This window comes from Brachybacterium horti (assembly GCF_054777615.1).
This window is the reverse complement of record NZ_BAAHAM010000001.1, coordinates 842,549-861,758: the sequence shown is the minus strand read 5'-3', so window position 1 is coordinate 861,758 and position 19,210 is coordinate 842,549. Positions and strand designations below refer to the sequence as shown.

Below are 19,210 nucleotides of genomic sequence, written 5' to 3'. Positions count from 1 at the left end.
CGCGACCTTAAGTGACTCTAATGGGTGTGCAAGGAGTTCACTATGGCGCGGCCACAGTGCGACACAGAGGCAGATGACCTGCAGCGAGGAGAGACGTCGGATGGCGCAGCGGTCGGCAGAGCACAGCGGGGACACCCCGGTCCGGATCGCCCTCGTGGGCGGCGGACCGCGGGCCATCGGCGTGCTCGAACGCCTCGGCGCGCAGGCCAGGGGGCCGCACGGAGCGGCACTCCTCGAGGGGCGCACGCTCCGCATCGACGTCATCGACCCCCACATGCCGGGCTCCGGTCGCATCTGGCGCACCGACGAGTCGCCCCTGCTGCTCATGAACTCCCGGGCCGCGGACGTGACGATCTTCACGGACGAGACCGTGCAGATGGCCGGTCCCGTCCAGGCCGGCCCCTCCCTCGCCGAGTGGGCCCAGGGGATCCGCGAGGGACGGATCGCCGCGCCCACCGTCGGCACCGAGCGTCTCGCCGAGATCGAGGCCATCACCCCCACGAGCTTCGCGAGTCGCCGCACCGCCGCGCTCTACCTCGAGTGGTTCCTCGGCGAGGTCCTCGCCGCCCTCCCCGACACCATCGAGGTGCGCGTGCACCGCAGCACCGCCACCGCCCTGCGTGCGCGGGACACGGACGCCGGCGGGACCTGGCAGGTGCGGCTCGAGGACCGCCCCGCGCTCGACGCGGACCTCGTCCTCCTCGCCGCCGGGCACACCGACTCCCGGCCCGGCACCTCCACCCACGCGCTGAGCGCCTTCGCCCGCCGCCACGGCGGCGTCCACGTCGCCCCCGCCCAGGCCGGCGACGCCGACGTCGACGCGCTGGCACCCGGCCAGGACGTGATCGTGCGCGGCATGGGCCTCGCCTTCATCGACCTGCTCGCCCTGGTCACCGAGGGTCGCGGCGGGCGCTTCGTCGCCGATCCCGTCCCCGGCGACCCCGACCGCCTGCGCTACGAGGCCTCGGGTCGCGAGCCGCACCTGTGGGCCGGCTCCCGCCGCGGGGTCCCCTACCACTCGAAGGTCCATGAGGAGGCGGCCCCCGTGGGGCCGCTGGACCTCGTCCACCTCACCGACGCCGCCCTGCGCGAGCGGGAGGACGAGCACGGCCAGGTGGACCTCCACGGCGACGTGCTGCCCCTGGTCGCCGCCGAGATCGCCCGCGCCCTGCCCACCGTCCCCGGCGGGGCGGAGGGGCGCCCGCTCGCCCCCGGTGAGGCGCCCCTGGACTGGCTGCACGACCCGCTGCGCGAGCTCGGTGCCGATGCCGGCGCCGAGGGCACGCGCCGCGCCGTCCTCGACCACATCGCCGCGGACCTCCGTGACCGCACCGGCCACGGCCCCGGCGCCCCCGAGGAGCCGGAGCTCCCGCGGCTCGAGCGCACCGTCGAGGCCCGCGTGCTGTTCCAGCTGCTGCTGCGTCTGCACGGCGCGCTCGTGGACCTCCTGCCCGCGCACCGCGTGCGCAGCGGTGCCCGCGGCGACCACCCCCGCTGGTGGCACTCCCTGTTCAGCTTCGTCGCCTCCGGCCCGCCCCCGCACCGCCTCCACCAGCTGCTCGCCCTCGAACGGGCCGGCGTGGTCTCCTTCCTGGGCCCAGGACTGCGCGTCGAGGCCGACGAGGCCAGCGGGCGCTTCCGCGCCCGCTCCGCGAGCGGCGTCGAGGTCGAGGCGCCCGCGCTCCTGGACGCCTTCCTGCCCGAGCAGACCCTCGTCGACTCCGCGAACCCGCTGCTGCGCGACCTCGCCACCGGCGGCGCCGGCCGCCCGGCCGTCGGCCGCGACTGCGAGATCGCCCCCGGCCGCCTCGAGGTGGACGAGGAGCACCGGGTGCTCGCCCCGGACGACACCCCGCACGAGCGCCTGTGGGCCGTCGGCCCCTGGACCTCCGAGCTGCCCGTCGGCGCCTTCTCCCGGCCCCGCACGAACGCCCCCGCGTTCCGCCGCAACGACCGGGTCGCCGCCGCGATGCTGCGCGAGGCCGCCGCCGTCGCCGACTCCCGGGACGGCGAGCGGAGCGGGGAGGCACCGGCCGTCGCGTGCTCCGCGCTGCCCGCCCGCGCCGCCTCCCGCCCGCCGCGGCTGGGCCTGCTGGGCCCCGGCAAGCTCGGCACGGCGCTGGCCCGCACGGCCCTGCGCGCCGGGGTCGAGGTCGTCGTCGCCTCCCGGCAGGAGCCCGAGCAGCTGCGCCGCCGTCTGCCCGGCTCCCACCTCGCGCGGGTCGAGCAGCTCCGCGCGGAGGCCGACGTCATCGTGCTCGCCGTACCGCTGCACGTGGCCCTCGCGCTCGACCCGGCGAGCCTCGCCGGGACGGTCGTCGTCGACGCGACCAACGCCTGGGGACCCGAGGACGAGGCCGCCCTCGAGGCCGTCCGCTCCCGCGTCGAGGGAGCCGAGGAGTGGGGCACGAGCGAGCTGCTCGCCGCCTCCCTGCCCGGGGCGCAGGTCGTGAAGACCCTCAACCACATCGGCTACCACGACCTCGAGGACCACGGCCGAACCGCCGGGGCGGAGGGCCGCCGGGCGATCGCCCTGGCCACGGACCACGAGCGGGCGGCCGAGCGCGTCGAGGCCCTGCTGCACCGCCTCGGCTACGACGCCGTGCGCGCCGGCTCCCTCGCGGACGGCCGCCGCTTCGAGCCCGCGGGAGGCCTGTTCTCCGGGTGGCGCACGCACGCCGAGCTCACGGCACTGGGCGGTGCCTCCGCCCCAGCGGCCGACGGGGCCGCCGAGGGCGCGGCGCCCACGAGCCCTCGGGCACGGGTGGCCTGAGCCGGCATCGTCTCAGCGAGGTTCGTCAGCCGGCGGCGCGCACCGCGGCGTCGGCGAGCACCACGTCCCCGAGGCCGGAGCCGAGGTTCTGCGCGATGACCAGGCCCTCCGGGCGCCCGTCGCGCAGCAGGTCGCCGGTCGCGCCGGTCGGCGAGGGGTAGTCCGCGCCGAGCTTCACGGGGCGCAGGGCCTCGAACTGGACCGGGTCGTCCGCGACGAGCGTGCCCGCGCGGGCGATCCCCGCCCCGGCGACCGAGGCGTAGTCCAGGGTCAGCAGCAGGGCGTCGGCGGCGACCTCCTCGGGGGCGAGGGTGTGGCCGTCGAGACCGATCGGGAGCGCGCTGATGACGACGCCGGCGCCGGCCAGGGCCGCCGCGCGGTCCGTCGTGGTGCGCAGCTCGAGATCCGGGGTGCGCGCGGCGCACCAGGCGCTCAGCGCGTCGAGGGCCTCCTGCCGGCGGCCCCAGACGGTCAGCGGCCCGCGGCCCAGCGCCTCGAGCACCCGGGCGTGGGAGCGGGCCTGCACGCCCGTGCCCAGCAGGGTCACCGGACGGTCGTCGAGCGCGAGGGAGGCGCCGCTCACGGCGGCCGTGCGCAGTGCCGTGAGCTCCGCGGCGGCGAGCGTCGCCCGGGTCGAGCCGTCCGGCGCGGAGAGCACCATGAGGCCGTCGATCATCTCCTGGCCCCGCTCCCGGTTCGAGGGCGTCACCGTCACCCATTTCATGCCGAGCAGACCCCGCTCCGGCCACGCCGCCGGCATGGCGTTCGCGAAGCCGCCCTCCTCGTGCACCACCTGCGACTTCGGGGTGACGGAGGCGGAGCCGTCCGCGAGGGCCAGCAGCGTCTCGCGCATGAGCGCGACGGCCTCGGCGGGGGAGGGGAGGAGGTCACGGACCTGGTCGTCGTCGAGGAAGAGCATCCGACGACCGTAGCGTGCCGCCCCGGCGGTCCGACGGCCGGGCCGGTTCAGGCGGGGCCGGGGTGCTGCTCGGGCACCGTGGCGGCGAGCTCGTAGCGGGCGCCGTCCGGTGTGCGGCGCAGCGCCCCGGCGTCCACCGCCGCGCGCCGCACGAGCGCGGCATCGGCAGAGAACATGGCGAGCGCGGCGGTGAGCTCCGGCTCCGTCACGAAGCGCGGCGACCCCAGCCGCTCCCAGGCCAGGCGCACGATCCGCCCCGCGAGCTCCCGCCGCTCCTCCTCGGTGACGGGAAGCGACGTGAGCCGCCGCGAGGAGAGGATCGCGCCGTCCCCGAGCAGTGCGCCGAGCGCGTCCACGCGGGCCCGCAGCAGGGCATGGTCCACGGCGCCGTCGGCCGTGAGCCAGGCGAGACGCGAGAGCGGACCGGCGACCGCCGGATCGGTGGGCGCCTCGCCCTGGAGGGCGGCGCCGATCCCCGCGCGCAGAGCCGGCGCGGAGAGCATCGACAGCAGCATCCGCGCCTCGCGGAGCGCGGCGTCGACCTCCTGCGCGGCGTCGGCGGTCTCGCGGTCGGTGCTCTGCTCGGTCATGGTCCCTCCCCAGTGGACGATCCACCTAGCCTGTCACGCAGTTCGCGCGGCGCGGGCAGGAATATCCTGCGCCCGGGAGCGCAGCTCGCTACGGTGAGCGCATGAGCACGGGGGATCAGGGCGGGAACTTCCTGGGTGGGGACCAGAGCTGGCGCGACGGCGCCGCCTCGGGCGGTGCCCGGAGCGGCGACGTACAGGGCGGCAGCGATCCGCAGGGCTGGAGCAGGCCGCCGGACGGTGCCGCATCTCGGGGCGACTCCGACTTCACCTCGGACTTCACCCCCGACGCCGCACCGCAGCCCGCGCCGATGCGCGACGGCGCCCCGCCGCAGGGGAGCGTCCCGCACCAGGGGCCGATGCCCGGACAGGGCGAGGAGTGGGCCCCGCAGTTCGGCGCGACGGACGGGCGGCAGTCGGAGCACGGATCCGGGTCGGGGCGGCGCCCCCTGAGCTGGCCGCAAGTGCTGCAGCGGGCCCTCGGCCTCATCGTGCCGCTCGTGTTCCTCGGGTTCTGGTGGCGGATGGGCGGCTCGCACTTCGGCTCGTTCGGCATGATCTTCGTGGTCATGTTCATCGCGATCGCGGTGGGCAAGATGTTCCGCAGGCGCTGACCCCCGCCCATCGGCCCGTCGGCCCCGCTCCCGGCGACGACGCCGGCGAAGGGGGCACTGACGGACTCTCCCCCCGGCCCCGCAGCGGTGCCAGGCTCGATGCGAACCACCTGACCACCGATGAGGGAGACGACAGTGGAGTACGTGAACCTGGGCCGCAGCGGCCTCGAGGTGTCCCGCCTGTGCCTGGGGGCGATGGGCTTCGGCGATCCCGAGGCGTGGATCCATCCGTGGGTGCTCGAGGAGGACGCCGCCCGCCCGGTCATCCAGCACGCCCTCGACGCCGGCGTGACCTTCTTCGACACGGCCAACGTGTACTCGATCGGCCGCAGCGAGGAGATCCTCGGCAAGGCCCTGAACGACTTCGCCCGCCGCGAGGAGGTCGTGCTCGCCACGAAGGTGCACGGCCGGATGCGCCCGGGCCCCAACGGCGCCGGCCTCTCCCGCGCCGCGATCATGCACGAGGCGGAAGCCTCCCTGAGGCGGCTCGGCACCGACTACATCGACCTCTACATCATCCACCGCTGGGACTACGGGGTCCCGATCGAGGAGACCATGCAGGCCCTCGACGATCTCGTGCGCTCGGGGAAGGTGCGCTACATCGGCGCCTCCGCGATGTTCGCCCACCAGTTCCTCGAGGCGCAGCACGTGGCGGAGGTGAACGGTTGGACGCGCTTCATCTCGCTCCAGAACCACTACAACCTCCTCTACCGCGAGGAGGAGCGGGAGATGATGCCGCTTCTGCGGCGCCTGGGTGTGGGCTCCACCCCGTACAGCCCGCTCGCCGCCGGTCGCCTCACCCGCGACTGGACCGCGGAGACGGACCGCGCCCGCACCGATGCGACCGCCCGCTCGAAGTACGACTCCACCGAGTCCACCGATCGCGCGATCGTGCAGCGTGTCGCCGAGATCGCGGAGGACCGCGGCGTGGAGCGCGTGCACGTGGCCCTCGCCTGGCTGCTCGCGCGGGACCCGGTCGCCGCGCCGATCGTGGGCGCCACGAAGAAGGAGCACATCGACAAGGCGCTCGGCGCCCTCGACCTCGAGCTCACCGCGGAGGAGATCGCCTCCCTCGAGGAGCCCTACGTCCCCCACGCGGTGGTCGGGGCGCTCCCCGAGCCCTCCTGAGCGGGCGCGCCCACCGTCGGGTGAGGCGAGGGCGAACACCCGGTCCCCTCCGGGGCAGGGCCGGGCTCAGCCGCCGAGCTCGAGCACCCGGATCGCGAGCTGGACCCGGTTGGTGACCTGCAGCTTGTCGTAGAGCTTGCCGAGGTGCGTCTTCACGGTGGCGACCGAGAGGAATAGCTCCTCCCCGATCTCCGGGTTGCCGAGGCCCTGCGCGACGAGCCGTCCCACCTCCCACTCGCGGGCCGTGAGGCCCTCGGGGACGGGCGTCTCGGCGGGGGCCGACGGGGGCCCGGCGCCGTCGGCGACGTCGGGGGCGACAGCGCCGCCGTCGGCCCCGGTCCCGGCGGCGAGGCGCACGAGCCGGGAGAGCACCTCCGGGGAGAAGCGGGCGCGGCCCGCGGCGGCGTCGAGCACCGCGTCGACGACCTCCTGCGGCGGGGAGTCCTTGAGCAGGAAGGACACCGCGCCGCCGCGCAGGGCCGTGAGCAGGAAGTCGTCGGTGTCGAAGGCGGTGAGCATGACGACCCGGGCCGCGTCGCCGCGCTCGCGCAGGGCTGCGAGGGCCTCGAGCCCCGTCATCCGGGGCATGCGCACGTCCAGCAGGATCACGTCCGCGCGCAGGCGGGCGGCCTCGTCGAGGGCCTGCTGACCGTCGCCCGCCTCGCCGACGACCTCGATGCCGCTCGCGCCGTCGATGAGCAGGCGCAGGCCCGAGCGTATGAGCGCCTCGTCGTCCACGAGCAGCACGCGCGGGCCGCCGTCGGGAGCGCCGCCGGGGGCGGCGTCGGCGCGGAGGGGGAGGTCGGGATCGGTCACCACGGCACCCATGCTTCCATCTCGAAGGAGTCCTGCTCGCGGCGGGTCGTCGCGTCGCCGCCGCGCAGGCGGGCCCGCTCCTGGATGCCGATCAGCCCGTGCCCCGTCGACGGGGCCTCGTGGGGCTCCTCCGGCGGGCCGGGGAGCGGGTTGCGCACGTGCAGCACGAGCCGGTGGCCGGTGCGGGTGAGGGACGCGGCGACGGGCGCGCCGGGGGAGTGCTTCGCGGCGTTCGCGACGGCCTCGGAGAGGATGCGCGCCATCGCGACGACGGTGCCGCGGCTGCGGGCCGCGAGCTCCGCGGGAGTCACGCCGTCCCAGGTGAGCGTCACGTCCTGGCCGCTCTCGCGGGCGAGGTCGACGATCTCGTCGAGCGTGGGGGCGGTGGGCAGCGGCACGGCGCCCTCGGCGGAGCGCAGGGCGAGCAGCACCTCCTTGAGCTCCTGGTTCGCGACCTGCGCGGCGTCCCGCACGGTGCCCGCCGCGGAGCGCACCTGGGCGGGGGAGAGGTCCTCGCGGTAGGTGAGGGCGCCCGCGTGCATCGCGATCGTCGCGAGCTGGTGGGAGATGCTGTCGTGCATGTCGCGGGCGAGCGCCGCGCGCTCCTCGGCGCGCACCCGCTCGATCTCCGCGTCCCGCTCGCGGCGCAGCGCGCCCGCCTCGCGCTCCGCGGCCTCCCGCGCCTTCTGCGCGGCGACGGCCTGCCGGCCCAGCGACGCGACGAGGATCTGGCGGGTGGCGAGCGTGTGCCCCACGAGCAGGGGGATCGCCGCGAGCGCCATCACGACGATCGGCAGCAGCGCGTCGACCCGGGTGCCGGCGGTCGAGCGCATGGCGTGGTCGAGCGCGGCGAGGGCCACGCCGAGCGCGCACAGCAGGGCGAGGACCACGGCGTCCGGGGCGAGCTGGCGGCGCCGACCGATCCGCACGAGCGCGAGGGTCGCCGCGGGCAGGCCGAGCGTGCCCGCGGAGCCGACGACCGCGAGGACGATGTGCAGCACCGTGTGCAGGCGGCCCGGGCGCAGGAACCGCAGCGGCCCGATGACCAGGGCGATCGGGAGCCCCACGACGAGCTCGCCCAGGGTGAAGGTGCGCAGCGCGAGCGGCGGCGCGTTCTGGTACTCGGTGAGCGTGAGGCCGGTCGAGATGAACCACAGCGCGATCCCGAGCACGAGGCAGACGATCGTCTGCGCGGCGGCGATCGCCCATTCGCGCGAGCTGCGCGAGGACGGCGCGTCGTCGGGATGCGGATAGGCCATGGGCACAGCGTAGGGAGCGCGGGCCGGCCGCTGGATCAGCCGCACGGTCGAGGACCGCGCGGCCGATGCCCCGACCGGAAGCGGGACCGGGACCGGATCAGGCGGAGGCGAGGGCCGCCATGACCTCGCGGCCGCGCTCCGTGTCCGGGAAGCGCTCCACGATCGTCCGGAGCTCGGCGGCCGGGACCGCCGCGCCGAACGCCTCCGTGTACGGCTGCAGCGCCACCCCGGCGCGGAGCGGGCCGATCACGACGGGGTCGAAGCCCAGCTCGTCGACCAGCGCCGCGACCTCCGCGGCCTCCGCCTCCGGCCCGGCGACCGCGATCCCGCGGCGGCCGGCGTCGCCGCGGGGCAGGGCGAGGTCCGCGAGGTCGTGGTAGCCCATGTGGTTGAAGGCCTTCACGACCCGCGCGCCGGGCAGCCGCGCCTGGACGGCCTCGCTCGTCGAGGCGCCCGCGTGCTCGTGCTCCTCCTGGTGGCCGTCGGTCTCCCACCAGTGGTTCATCGCGTCCACGACGAGCATGCCCGCGAGGGCGTCGGCGGGGACGGCGGCCAGCTTCCCGAGCGGCAGGGCGAGGACCACGAGATCCGCACCGGCGATCGCGTCCCGCGCCGCGAGCGGCCGGGCCCCCGGGGCGAGGAAGCGGACGATCATCGCGATCCGCTCGGGATCACCGCTGCCGGCGATCCGCACGTCGTGGCCCGCGGCGACCGCGTGACGGGCCAGGACGGTGCCGATCTTCCCGGCGCCGAGGATCGCGAGGCGCCGCTGCGGGGCGGGGGAGGCCGGGTCGTTGCTCACATCGCGCTGCAACGACGCAGGTCCTGGGCGGATTCCCGGTTGTGACGGGCATGACCGCGGCCCCGGTGGTGCACCCGCGCCCGGAGGCCTAGAGTGAGCGGGCCATGCGCCGACTCATCGATCCCGCCACCGGGCGGTCCGACGCCGCGCGTCGCTGCCGTGCCCTGCACGCCGCGAAGCCCGTGCCGTACCACCGGATGGCCACCCTCCGCCCCGAGTGGTCCACCCGCTCGCGGGCGCTGCTGACGATCCTCGCGACGCTCCTCGCGTACGTGATCCTCGCGTCGGCCCTGCTCGTGGCCGCCGTGCTGGTGCTCGCCCTCGCCCCCGGCATCAACGTCGCCCTCGGCGTGACGAGCGGTGACCCCACGAGCCCGCTCGACGTGGGCCTCGCCCTGCTCATGGGCGCGCTCTGGGTGCCGGCCGGGATGGTGGGCGTGCGGTTCGGCGGCTGGCGACCCCTCGCGACGGCCTGGTCCGTCTCGACACGGTTCCGCCGCCGGATGCTCCGCGGCGGCGCCCCCTGGATGCTGCTCGGCGCGCTCGTGGTCGTCGCCGTCGCAGGCGGGGCGGGCGCGATCGCCGCGGGCCTCGCCGGTCCGGGCGCCGTCCTGCCGGATCCGGCCGATGTCGCCCCGCGCGGCGCGGGCCGACGCATCGCCGTGGTCCTCGTGGTCCTCGTCCTCGCCCCGCTGCAGGCCGTGGGGATCGAGCTCGCCCTGCGCGGCGTGGTGCTGCAGACCCTCGGCGCACGCTTCGCCCTGCCCTGGCCGGGCATCGCCGTGACGGCGCTGATCGCCCTGATCGGCCGTGACCTCCACGCGGCGGTGCTGATCCCCGCCGTGGTGCTCGCCCTGTGCGCCGCCGTGCTCACCTGGAAGAGCGGCGGCCTCGAGGTGCCGATGCTGCTCACCGCCGGGGTCGGCGTGTTCGGCCTGATCGGGGCGGCGCTGCTCGCCGGGACCTCCGCGGGCGCCGGCATCGCCCCGCTCGTCGCCGCGAGCGCCGCCCCCGGCACCTCCGGTGCGGCCCTCGACGCCGCCGCCGTCGCCGCCCCCGGGAACGCCGCGCTCGCCGGCGGCCTGGCGGGAGCCCTCGCCCTGCTCGTCGTGACCGCGGTGGTCATGCAGGTCATCGGGACCCGGGAGAGCGTGCGCTTCCTCGAGCCCGTGGGGCGCGAGGCCTCCGAGGGCGTCCCGGACGCCCTGCACGTCTGACCCTCCCCGTCGCACCTCCGCGCCCCGGCGCGTCAGAGGGGTGGGGAGCCGGTGGACGCGCCGCCGGCCCGCACGGAAGGATCAGCTCATGCGTTTCGTCGACCCGTCGGCCCCGTCGGACCCGCCGCTCCCCGATGACCGCCGTCCCGGCGATGACGCCGAGCAGCTCGCCCGGCGCTTCGAGGCCGAGCGGCCGCGGCTCGAGGCCCTCGCCGCCCGCGTGCTCGGCGACCATGCCGAGGCGCAGGACGTCGTCCAGCAGGCCTGGCTGCGCCTCGCCGGCAGCGGCGACGGCACGGGCGAGGAGATCGACAGCCTCCCCGCCTTCCTCACCACCGTCACGACCCGGCTGTGCCTGGACCGGCTGCGTCGCCGCGTCCCCGTGCCGGAGGAGACGGTCGAGACCGGCGAGAGCGCCCCGGACCCCGCAGAGGACATGGCCCTCGCGGACACCGTCGGCACCGCCCTCCAGCTGGTGCTGGACCGGCTGAGCCCCAACGAGCGGATCGCCTTCGTCATGCACGACAGCTTCGGGTTCGAGTTCGGGATCATCGCCGCCGCCCTCGGCACGAGCGAGCAGGCCGCCCGCAAGCTCGCCTCCCGCGCCCGCGCCAAGGTCTCCCAGCCGCGCGGCGAGGACCCGCTCGCGGACTGGGAGGTCGTGGACGCCTTCATGGCCGCCGCGCGCGAGGGCGACTTCACGCGGCTCATCGCTCTGCTCGCCCCGGACGCCGTGGTGCGCGGGGACGAGGAGGCGATCGCGACCGGCACCCCTGCCGCGATCGACGGCCGCGAGGACGTCGCGGCCTTCTTCAACGGCTCCGCCCACGCCGCCCTCCCCGTCGCGGTCGACGGCCGGCCCGGCTCCGCCTGGTACCACCGCGGGCACGCGATGGTCCTGTTCGACTTCACCGTCGCGGGCGGCCGCGTGACCCGCATCGACTTCCGGGCCCGGCCCGAGCTGCTCGCCCGCGTGGTGCGCCGCGACGGCGCCGACCCCCGCTGACCGCCCACCGACCTCGATCCGATCGCGGCAGGGCTGTCACACTCCCGCCCCGCCGTGCGTCAACCCCACGACAGCAGCACGAACCCGATCCAGGAGCACCCCATGAAGACGATGACCTGCCAGCAGCTCGGCGGCCCCTGCGAGCTCGCCCACCACGGCGAGAGCGCGGACGACGTCATCAACGCCCAGGACAAGCACCTCAAGGAGGCCGTGAAGGCCGGCGACGAGGCGCACAAGCCCGCCCGCCAGGAGATGAGGTTCCGCTGGCTGCACCCCAAGCAGTCCCTGGGCTGGTACAACGACATGAAGGCCGCCTTCGCGGACCTCCCGGAGGACTGACCGCGCGCGGCACGGGCCGGCACCCCCGTGAGGGTGCCGGCCCGTGCCGTGCGTGGAGGCCTCAGCCGCGGATCGCGTCGATGACCTTGATGCGGGTCGCGATGAGCGCGGGAAGCGCGCCCGCGAGCACGCCCACCGCGGTCGCCGCGAGCAGGCCCAGCAGCACCGCCGTCACCGGGAACGGCGGCAGGTCCACGAGGCCCTGCTCCCGGAAGTAGTCGGTGACGAAGGGCGCCTTCACGAGCGCGACCGCGCACGCCACGCCGATCGCCCCCGCGAGCACCGTCGCGACGACGGACTCCATGAGCACCCCCACGAAGATCCGTGCGCCGGTCGCGCCGTAGGAGCGTCGGATCCCGATCTCCCGCACCCGGTGCCGCACCGTGACCAGGGAGATGTTCACCAGGCCCAGCGCGCCGAGCAGCAGGATCACGAGCGCCACGACGACCACGCCGAGGGTGATCGCGCCGAAGCCCTGGTCCTCGAGCGAGAACGAGCTGGGGGAGACGTCGAAGGTGCCGACGCCCGCGCCGGCGAGTGTCTGCGAGAGCCGCGCCCGGATCTCGTCGGCCTGCTCCGGCGGCACCCACACGAGGTACTCCGAGGTCATCGTCGTCTCCGGGGTCTTCCCGGGGAGCTGCGCGACGCTGTCGGCCGCGGCGAAGGCTGCGAGGTCCCAGTCGAGGTTCGGATCCGCGGCGAGCACGCCGATCACGATCGCCTGCCCGGACTCCGCCGCCCCGCTGTCCCCGTAGAGGGTGACGGGCTCGGTGCCCAGCGCGGGCCGGCCGAGCGCCTCGTACAGCGGCTGGTTGACGACGATCGCCGGGGCGAGGCGGTGCTGGTCGGAGTCGGCGATCCAGCGGCCCTGCGCGACCTGCGTCCGGAAGATGTCCCCGTAGGCCGGGTCCACCCCCATCAGCTGGGTGAGCTTGACCCCCTCGGTGGTCTGCACCCGTGCGTCGGTGTACATGCGGCGGGTGCGCTGGTCGATGCCGAGGCGGTCGATCTCCTCGAGCACGGCCTCGTCCTGCTCCTGCGGGGTCACGGACTCGGCGCCGCCGAACGAGGAGATCATGAGGGTCGCGTCGCGGCCGCCGCTGCGCTCCATCGACTGCTCGAGCGCGCCGGAGAGCATGCCCCCGCCGCCCAGCACCGCCGTCAGCGCGAACACCGAGAAGGCGACGCCGATCAGCGACAGCATGATCCGGCCCTTGTGGACCCGCAGCTCGCCGTAGGCCTCGACGATCGAGGCGAGCAGCCCGGTCATGCGACGGCCTCCCGCCCGGCCCGCAGGCCCGCGGTCGCGGCGAGCGCGGTGCGCGCCTCCGCGGTGCCGGCCGCGTCGAGCGTGCCGATGTCGTGGAGGGTCCCCTCGTCCAGCAGGTACGCCCGCTGCGAGAGGGCCGCGACCTGCAGGTCGTGGGTGATCGTGACGAGCGCGGCGTCGGAGTCGCGGGCGATCTCGTCGAGCAGCGCCATGACCGCCTCGCCGGTGGAGACGTCGAGCGCGCCGGTGGGCTCGTCCGCGAGGATCAGCCGCGGCCGGCGCACGAGCGCCCGCGCCACGGCGACGCGCTGCTGCTCACCGCCGGAGAGCCGCGCGGGCACCTGGTCGGCGCGGCCGCCGAGCCCCACCCGGTCGAGCATCTCCCGGGCGAGCTTCTCGCGGCGCCAGAACTGGCGGGCGTCCCCGTACAGCAGCGGCATCATGACGTTCTCGAGGGCGGTGCGGCCGTCGAGCAGGTTGAACTGCTGGAAGACGAAGCCGATCGACGCGCCGCGCAGGCGGGCCCGTCGGGCGTCCCGCAGGCGGTGCACGTCCTGGCCGTCGAAGCGGAGCACGCCGTCGCTCTGCCGGTCGATGAGGCCCAGCAGGTTCAGCAGGGTCGACTTCCCCGAGCCGGAGCGGCCGACGATCGCGACGTGGTCCCCGGCGTCGACCTCGAGGTCCACGCCGCGCAGGATGTGCAGGTCCTCCCCGCCGGGCAGCCGCACCCAGCGGCGCAGGCCCTCGAGGTGCAGCAGGGGCTCCGCGGCGGTCACCAGACCTCCATCCCGTCCATGCCGGACTCGGCGCTGTCCACGCCGGGCACGTACTGCAGGATCTCCTGGCCGTCCTCGAGACCGTTGCGGACCTCGACGACGCCGTCGCCGCGCAGGCCCAGCTCGACCTCGTGCGGGGTGGGCTCGCCGGTCGCCTCGTCGAGCGTGTAGACGGTGCCGGCCTCGCCCGCGCCCTCGACCGCGGTGGTGGGGACGGTGAGCACGCCCTCCGCGGTGCCGAGCGCGACGCTCACCTCGCCGGTGAGCCCGGAGACGACCCGCGTGCCCTCCGGGACCGCGCAGCTGAGCTGGGCGGACGTCGTCTCGGGGGTGATCTCCTCACCCGTCATCGGGTCCACCTCGATGGAGGCGCCCTCGCTGCTGGGGGCCTGGTCGTCGTCGGCCGACGGGTCGTCCTCGGTGACGGCGGGCCGCGAGCAGGTGATCGGGTCGGTGAGGGAGGGCAGCGTCGCGGTCGCCTCGATGTCGACGTCGAGCAGGGACAGCTGCTGCTCGGGGGTGAGGTCCGCGGTGATCGAGTAGGTGCCGGGGGAGAGGGTCGCGACGGTGTCGCCCACGGAGACGGTCTCCCACTCGACGGCGGTGAGGTCGCGGACGATCCCGCGGCCGTCGGCCACGAGGGTCAGGTAGCGGTACTCCTGCGGGGCGGAGGTGGCGGGCGCGGCCGGGGCGGCGACCTCCTCTGCCTCCGTCCCGTCCTCGGCGCCGTCCGTGCCGTCGGCGGTGGCGGCCGCGTCGTCGGTGGCGGGGACCTCGACGGGGTCCGCCTCGACGGGCACGCGGACCTGCAGGATCTTCGTGCCCTCCTGGACCTCGTCGCCGTCCTTCACCCACACCTTGTTGATCTCGCCGGCGGCGGTCGCCTTGAGGGGCGTGCCCTCGTCCGGAACGACGGTCGCGGGCAGCACGAGCGTGGAGCTGATGTCCTCGCGGGAGGCGGTGACCGTGGCGTACTGGTCGAAGTCGGCGCTGGGGCTGATCGGGTCCTCCTCCGCCGCGCTCGACTCCCCGGGGAAGAAGGCCAGACGGGCGAGGGAGATCGCGATGATGCCGAGGATCAGCATCCAGAACAGGGGGAAGACGTAGCGACGCAGTGCGGCCATCGGAGGACTTTCGATCGGCTCGGCGGCGGGTCGCCGAGGAGGCGGGGAAGGGTGGCGCGGTGAGACGGGAGGCGGCGACCGGAGGCCGGGACGGTGTGCGGCGCCGCAGGTCGTCGCCGGCCGGTGGGTGCCGCGAGGTCAGTCTGGCCGACGCCGGCCCGCCGGTCATCCCCCGCGCGTGGGAGGTCAGGTCTCGATCCGGCACCGGTCCCGAGCAGGCCCGGCCCTCCGCCCGCCCCTCGCCTGGACCGTCCGTGACCGGGGCCGAACGGCGCGCGTAGCCTTCCGGGCATGAGCGCCGACGCCACCCGAACGCCTGATGCCGCGATCCCCGATCCCCTGCTCCTGCTCCCGCTGCGCCAGCGGCTCGCCGAGCGCTCCCTCGCGGTGCGGGCCGTGCACGTGATCCGTCCCGGCCGGGAGGACGTCGTCCACCGCTTCGTCGACGACACCGCTGAGAACGTCTACTCCGTCTCCAAGACCGTCACCGCGCTCGGCGTCGGCATCGCCCGCGCCGAAGGGCTGCTCGACCTCGAGGACCGCGCCGTGGACCACCTCCCCTCCCCGGAGGGCCGCTACGGCGAGGGCGTGGGGGACGTGACGATCCGCCACCTGCTCACCATGACCTCCGGCTCGCCCGTGACCGTCTTCGCGCAGGAGGAGCGCGACCACCGCGACCTCACCTCGCTCTACCTCGAGACGCCGCTCGTGCGGGAGGCCGGCAGCGCCTTCGAGTACTCCAACGGCGGGCCCTTCCTGCTCGCCCGGATCATCGAGCAGCGCACCGGGGAGACCCTGCGCGACTGGCTCATGCCGCGCCTCTTCCAGCCCCTCGACATCGTGAACCCGCAGTGGGACCGGACGATCGACGGGCACACCGTCGGCGCCTCCGGCCTGCACCTCAAGAGCGGGCAGATGGCCCGGATCGGCGAGGTGCTGCTGGGCCGCGGCACCGTCGACGGCGCCGAGCTGGTCCCCGCCGAGTGGGTGGACCTCATGCACGCCGAGGACACGTGGGTCCCCACCGCCTGGCCGGACCCGGACAACGCCCGCTACGGCCTGGGCGTCTGGGCCAGCCAGCCCGACGGCGCGTGGCGGGCCGACGGCGCCTACGGCCAGTTCCTGCTGGTCCTCCCCGAGCAGGAGGCCCTCGTCGCCATCACCTCCCACATCGAGAACGGCGGCGCGAACTGGGTGCTCGCCGCGGTGCGCGAGGAGCTCCTCCCGCTGCTCTGACCGTCGGCCCCGGCGCCCGCCTGCCGCCGCCCGGCTCGCCCCGCCTGCCGCCGCCCCTGGCCGGCCGGCGGGTACGGGACGTCCTTGTACGGATGTGGCCGTATTCGGGGACATCGGTACGAAGAGGTCCCGGAGGCCCATGCCCCCCGGGGGATGCACGCGACGAGCGCCACCCGCATGTCCCCGGGCTCGGCGCAGGCGCGGCCGGTAGCGTGGGCGCATGGATCCCTCCGTCATCGTGAACATCGTCCTCGTCCTGCTGTTCGTGCTGATCGGCGGCGTGTTCGCGGGCACGGAGATGGCGATCGTCAATCTCCGCGAGTCCCAGATCAGCCAGCTCGAGGAGACGGGCCCGCGCGGGGAGGCCACCGCGCGGCTCGTGCGGGACCCGAACCTCTTCCTCTCCGCGGTGCAGATCGGCGTGACGGTCGCGGGCTTCCTGAGCTCCGCCTACGGCGCCTCGACGATCGCGCCGGTGCTCACCCCGGTGCTCACGGGCCTCGGGATGAGCGACTCGGCGGCGAGCACGACGGCGCTGATCGTCATGACGCTGCTCATCGCGTTCCTCTCCCTCGTGCTCGGCGAGCTCGCCCCGAAGCGCCTCGCGATGCAGAACGCGCTGGGTTTGACGAAGATCGTGGGCCCGCCGCTCGGGGTGTTCGGCCGGCTCATGCGGCCGGTGATCTGGCTGCTGTCCGTCTCGACGAACCTCGTGGTGCGGTTGCTGGGCGGTGACCCGCAGGCGAACCGCGAGGCGGTCTCCGCGGAGGAGATCAAGGCGATGGTGCGCGACTCCGACGCCCTCGAGGAGGCCGAGTCCCGCGTGCTGGCGGACGTCTTCGACGCCTCCGAGCGCACGGTCGTCGAGGTGATGCGGCCCCGCCACCAGGTGGACTTCCTCGAGGGGGAGCAGACGGTCGCCCAGGCGCGGGAGCTCGTGCGGGAGTCGGGCCACTCCCGCTACCCGGTGACGGGAGAGGACGTGGACGATGTGCTCGGCTTCGTGCACGTGCGGGACCTGCTGCACGTCGAGGACCCGGAGGGCACGCGCCTGCGCTCCATCGCCCGCCCCATCGAGCACGTTCCCGGCACCGTGCAGGTGCTGCGCGCCCTGAACCGGATGCGAGCGCACGCGGACCAGATCGCGGTGGTCGTGGACGAGTACGGCGGCACCGACGGGATCGTCACGCTCGAGGACCTGCTCGAGGAGCTCGTGGGGGAGATCTACGATGAGTTCGACACCGACCCCCGCGGCAGCGACCCCGAGCACCCGGGTCTCACCGAGGGTGAGATCGACGGGGGCCTCATCCTCCAGGAGTTCGAGGCGCTGACCGGGATCGAGCTGCCGGACACGGGCGGCTACGAGACGGTGGGCGGCTTCGTCATGGCCTCGCTCGGCCGGATCGCCGTGGAGGGCGACGTCGTGCCGATCGAGGGCGGCCGGCTCGAGGTGACGAAGGTCGACGAGCGGCGGGTGCAGACGGTCAGGTTCGTGAGGGATGCGACCCCGACCTCGGAGGAGCCGCACGGCGAGGACTAGGCTCTTACCATCGCGGCCTGCAGGACGCGGGCCGCTCCGCCGTCAACCACAGGAGAACCCCATGGCCCGCACCAGTCTTGCCCGCCTCCTCGTCACCCAGCTGCGCGACCTCGGCGTCGAGCGCATCTACGGGGTGGTCGGCGACTCGCTGAACCCCGTCGTGGACGCGATCCGCACCACCGAGGGCATCGAGTGGGTGCACGTGCGCAACGAGGAGGCCGCCGCCTTCGCCGCCGGCGCCGAGGCCCGCCTGACCGGGAAGCTCGCCGTGTGCGCCGGCTCGTGCGGCCCCGGCAACACGCACCTCGTCCAGGGGCTGTTCGACGCGCACCGCGACGGCGCGCCCGTGCTCGCCCTCGCCTCCCACATCCCCTCCGAGAAGATCGGCACCGGCTTCTTTCAGGAGACCCACCCGGAGATCCTGTTCCAGGAGTGCTCGCACTTCTGCGAGATGGTGAACTCCGGCCCGCACGGCGCGACGCTGCTGCACATCGCGGTCCAGACGGCGATCGCGAAGCGCGGCGTCTCCGTGCTCGTGATCCCCGGCGACGTCGCCGACCAGGAGGTCGACGGCCCGCTCACTAAGGTCCTCGCCGTCGAGCTCGGCGCCGTACAGCCGGCCGCGGGGACCGTCGGCCGGCTCGCCGAGATGATCGACGAGGCCCGCTCCGTGATGCTCTTCGCCGGGGCCGGTGTGGAGGGCGCCCGCGAGGAGGTGCTCGCGCTCGCCGAGGCGACGAAGGCGCCGGTGGGGCACGCGTTCGGCGGCAAGCAGTGGATCCAGTACGAGAACCCGTACGACGTCGGCATGAGCGGGCTGCTGGGCTACGGCGCCTGCTACGACGCGATGCACGAGGCGGATCTCGTGATCCTGCTCGGCACCGACTTCCCCTACAGCGAGTTCCTCCCGCAGAACGAGAAGGCGAGGATCGTCCAGATCGACGCGGACGCCTCCCGCCTGGGCCGTCGCGTGCCGCTCGACCTCGCGCTGCACGGCGACGTGGCGCTCACCCTGCAGGCCGTCCTGCCGCTGCTGCAGGGGAGGAAGGACGCGAAGTTCCTGCAGAAGATGCTCAAGGCGCACCACAAGGCGCTGCAGGGCGTCGTCGCCGCGTACACGAAGAACGTCGAGCGGATGAAGCCGATCCACCCCGAGTTCGTCGCCGCGACCCTCGACGACCTCGCCGACGAGGACGCCGTGTTCACCGTGGACACCGGCATGTGCAACGTGTGGGGCGCCCGCTACATCACCCCCAACGGGAAGCGCCGCCTGTTCGGCTCCTGGCACCACGGCACGATGGCGAACGCGCTCCCGCAGGCGATCGGCGCCTCGAAGGCGTTCCCCGGCCGGCAGGTCATCTCCATGAGCGGAGACGGTGGCCTCGGCATGCTCATGGGGGAGCTGCTCACCGTGAAGCTGCACCAGCTGGACACGAAGATCGTCGTCTTCAACAACTCGAGCCTCGGCATGGTCAAGCTCGAGATGCTCGTCGAGGGCCTGCCGGACTACGGCACCGACCACGAGGGCGTCGACTTCGCGGCGATCGCGGCGGGTGCCGGCATCACCTCCGTGCGGATCACCGACCCGAAGAAGCTGCGCAAGGAGATGCAGAAGGCGCTCGCGACCCCCGGCCCCGTGCTCATCGACGTGGTCACGGACCCGGCGGCGCTGTCGATGCCGCCGAAGATCAGCCCGCAGCAGATCCGCGGCTTCGCGACGGCGTCCACGAAGATCGTGCTCGCGGGCGGCGTGGGCAAGATGCTCGACATGGCCTCCGCGAACCTGCGCAACATGCCGCGCTGA

At 74.7% G+C, this 19,210-nt stretch carries 17 protein-coding genes; 9 read left to right on the top strand and 8 right to left on the bottom strand.

All coding sequences use genetic code 11. From position 1 onward, the window contains the following. The first annotated feature begins 100 nt into the window (after positions 1–100). Positions 101–2,773, top strand: coding sequence for an FAD/NAD(P)-binding protein (locus ACYVAP_RS03940; protein WP_498859630.1), 2,673 nt, complete (start codon positions 101–103; stop codon positions 2,771–2,773). A gap of 25 nt (positions 2,774–2,798) precedes the next feature. Here the strand turns inward: ACYVAP_RS03940 and ACYVAP_RS03935 are convergent, their stop codons facing one another. After that, the gene (locus ACYVAP_RS03935) at positions 2,799–3,692 is read right to left on the bottom strand and encodes an ornithine cyclodeaminase (protein ID WP_498859629.1); all 894 of its coding nucleotides are present in this window, start codon (positions 3,690–3,692) and stop codon (positions 2,799–2,801) included. A 47-nt stretch (positions 3,693–3,739) separates the two neighbouring features. Then, the gene (locus ACYVAP_RS03930) at positions 3,740–4,282 is read right to left on the bottom strand and encodes a DUF2087 domain-containing protein (protein ID WP_498859628.1); all 543 of its coding nucleotides are present in this window, start codon (positions 4,280–4,282) and stop codon (positions 3,740–3,742) included. A gap of 101 nt (positions 4,283–4,383) precedes the next feature. Here ACYVAP_RS03930 and ACYVAP_RS03925 point away from each other — a divergent pair, with 101 nt between their 5' ends. Together ACYVAP_RS03925 and ACYVAP_RS03920 are read left to right on the top strand one after the other, a co-directional pair. Beyond that, on the top strand, positions 4,384–4,893 hold the full coding sequence (locus ACYVAP_RS03925) for a hypothetical protein (RefSeq protein WP_498859627.1): 510 nt from the start codon (positions 4,384–4,386) through the stop codon (positions 4,891–4,893). Between the two features lie 135 nt (positions 4,894–5,028). Beyond that, the gene (locus ACYVAP_RS03920) at positions 5,029–6,021 is read left to right on the top strand and encodes an aldo/keto reductase (protein WP_498859852.1); all 993 of its coding nucleotides are present in this window, start codon (positions 5,029–5,031) and stop codon (positions 6,019–6,021) included. 66 nt (positions 6,022–6,087) lie between these two features. Here ACYVAP_RS03920 and ACYVAP_RS03915 read toward each other — a convergent pair whose 3' ends face one another. The 3 genes from ACYVAP_RS03915 to ACYVAP_RS03905 form a co-directional block, all read right to left on the bottom strand. Beyond that, positions 6,088–6,837: a response regulator gene (locus tag ACYVAP_RS03915; RefSeq protein ID WP_498859626.1), complete on the bottom strand. Its 750-nt coding sequence runs from the start codon at positions 6,835–6,837 to the stop codon at positions 6,088–6,090. Then, positions 6,834–8,096 (bottom strand): sensor histidine kinase, encoded by a 1,263-nt coding sequence (locus ACYVAP_RS03910; RefSeq protein WP_498859625.1) that lies wholly within the window; start codon positions 8,094–8,096, stop codon positions 6,834–6,836. The genes ACYVAP_RS03915 and ACYVAP_RS03910 overlap by 4 nt, the downstream gene beginning before the upstream one ends. A gap of 97 nt (positions 8,097–8,193) precedes the next feature. Continuing rightward, positions 8,194–8,910, bottom strand: coding sequence for an NADPH-dependent F420 reductase (locus ACYVAP_RS03905; protein ID WP_498859624.1), 717 nt, complete (start codon positions 8,908–8,910; stop codon positions 8,194–8,196). A 92-nt stretch (positions 8,911–9,002) separates the two neighbouring features. Between ACYVAP_RS03905 and ACYVAP_RS03900 the strand changes: the two genes are divergently transcribed. From ACYVAP_RS03900 to ACYVAP_RS03890, 3 genes are all read left to right on the top strand, one after another. Continuing rightward, positions 9,003–10,115: a CPBP family glutamic-type intramembrane protease gene (locus tag ACYVAP_RS03900; protein ID WP_498859623.1), complete on the top strand. Its 1,113-nt coding sequence runs from the start codon at positions 9,003–9,005 to the stop codon at positions 10,113–10,115. An 88-nt stretch (positions 10,116–10,203) separates the two neighbouring features. Continuing rightward, positions 10,204–11,121, top strand: coding sequence for a sigma-70 family RNA polymerase sigma factor family protein (locus tag ACYVAP_RS03895; protein ID WP_498859622.1), 918 nt, complete (start codon positions 10,204–10,206; stop codon positions 11,119–11,121). A gap of 102 nt (positions 11,122–11,223) precedes the next feature. After that, positions 11,224–11,460 (top strand): hypothetical protein, encoded by a 237-nt coding sequence (locus ACYVAP_RS03890; RefSeq protein WP_498859621.1) that lies wholly within the window; start codon positions 11,224–11,226, stop codon positions 11,458–11,460. 61 nt (positions 11,461–11,521) lie between these two features. On the opposite strand, the gene ACYVAP_RS03885 is transcribed toward ACYVAP_RS03890, so the two are convergent. From ACYVAP_RS03885 to ACYVAP_RS03875, 3 genes are read right to left on the bottom strand one after another with little or no spacing between them, the layout of a single operon-like run. After that, positions 11,522–12,730: an ABC transporter permease gene (locus ACYVAP_RS03885; RefSeq protein WP_498859620.1), complete on the bottom strand. Its 1,209-nt coding sequence runs from the start codon at positions 12,728–12,730 to the stop codon at positions 11,522–11,524. Continuing rightward, positions 12,727–13,506: an ABC transporter ATP-binding protein gene (locus ACYVAP_RS03880; RefSeq protein WP_498859619.1), complete on the bottom strand. Its 780-nt coding sequence runs from the start codon at positions 13,504–13,506 to the stop codon at positions 12,727–12,729. The genes ACYVAP_RS03885 and ACYVAP_RS03880 overlap by 4 nt, the downstream gene beginning before the upstream one ends. Next, entirely contained in the window at positions 13,503–14,630 is a 1,128-nt protein-coding gene (locus ACYVAP_RS03875) for an efflux RND transporter periplasmic adaptor subunit (protein WP_498859618.1), read from the bottom strand. The genes ACYVAP_RS03880 and ACYVAP_RS03875 overlap by 4 nt, the downstream gene beginning before the upstream one ends. Positions 14,631–14,921: 291 nt before the next feature. On the opposite strand from ACYVAP_RS03875, the gene ACYVAP_RS03870 reads away from it, so the two are divergent. From ACYVAP_RS03870 to ACYVAP_RS03860, 3 genes are all read left to right on the top strand, one after another. Continuing rightward, positions 14,922–15,866, top strand: coding sequence for a serine hydrolase domain-containing protein (locus tag ACYVAP_RS03870; protein WP_498859617.1), 945 nt, complete (start codon positions 14,922–14,924; stop codon positions 15,864–15,866). 220 nt (positions 15,867–16,086) lie between these two features. Further along, positions 16,087–17,406 (top strand): hemolysin family protein, encoded by a 1,320-nt coding sequence (locus ACYVAP_RS03865; RefSeq protein ID WP_498859616.1) that lies wholly within the window; start codon positions 16,087–16,089, stop codon positions 17,404–17,406. Positions 17,407–17,467: 61 nt separating this feature from the next. Further along, positions 17,468–19,210 (top strand): pyruvate dehydrogenase, encoded by a 1,743-nt coding sequence (locus tag ACYVAP_RS03860; protein ID WP_498859615.1) that lies wholly within the window; start codon positions 17,468–17,470, stop codon positions 19,208–19,210.

Coding starts and splice junctions, on each gene's coding strand:
- ACYVAP_RS03940 (WP_498859630.1), top strand. CDS start 101: ATGGCGCAGCGGTCGGCAGAGCACAGCGGGGACACCCCGGTCCGGATC.
- ACYVAP_RS03935 (WP_498859629.1), bottom strand. CDS start 3,692: ATGCTCTTCCTCGACGACGACCAGGTCCGTGACCTCCTCCCCTCCCCC.
- ACYVAP_RS03930 (WP_498859628.1), bottom strand. CDS start 4,282: ATGACCGAGCAGAGCACCGACCGCGAGACCGCCGACGCCGCGCAGGAG.
- ACYVAP_RS03925 (WP_498859627.1), top strand. CDS start 4,384: ATGAGCACGGGGGATCAGGGCGGGAACTTCCTGGGTGGGGACCAGAGC.
- ACYVAP_RS03910 (WP_498859625.1), bottom strand. CDS start 8,096: ATGGCCTATCCGCATCCCGACGACGCGCCGTCCTCGCGCAGCTCGCGC.
- ACYVAP_RS03900 (WP_498859623.1), top strand. CDS start 9,003: ATGCGCCGACTCATCGATCCCGCCACCGGGCGGTCCGACGCCGCGCGT.
- ACYVAP_RS03895 (WP_498859622.1), top strand. CDS start 10,204: ATGCGTTTCGTCGACCCGTCGGCCCCGTCGGACCCGCCGCTCCCCGAT.
- ACYVAP_RS03890 (WP_498859621.1), top strand. CDS start 11,224: ATGAAGACGATGACCTGCCAGCAGCTCGGCGGCCCCTGCGAGCTCGCC.
- ACYVAP_RS03885 (WP_498859620.1), bottom strand. CDS start 12,730: ATGACCGGGCTGCTCGCCTCGATCGTCGAGGCCTACGGCGAGCTGCGG.
- ACYVAP_RS03875 (WP_498859618.1), bottom strand. CDS start 14,630: ATGGCCGCACTGCGTCGCTACGTCTTCCCCCTGTTCTGGATGCTGATC.
- ACYVAP_RS03870 (WP_498859617.1), top strand. CDS start 14,922: ATGAGCGCCGACGCCACCCGAACGCCTGATGCCGCGATCCCCGATCCC.
- ACYVAP_RS03865 (WP_498859616.1), top strand. CDS start 16,087: ATGGATCCCTCCGTCATCGTGAACATCGTCCTCGTCCTGCTGTTCGTG.
- ACYVAP_RS03860 (WP_498859615.1), top strand. CDS start 17,468: ATGGCCCGCACCAGTCTTGCCCGCCTCCTCGTCACCCAGCTGCGCGAC.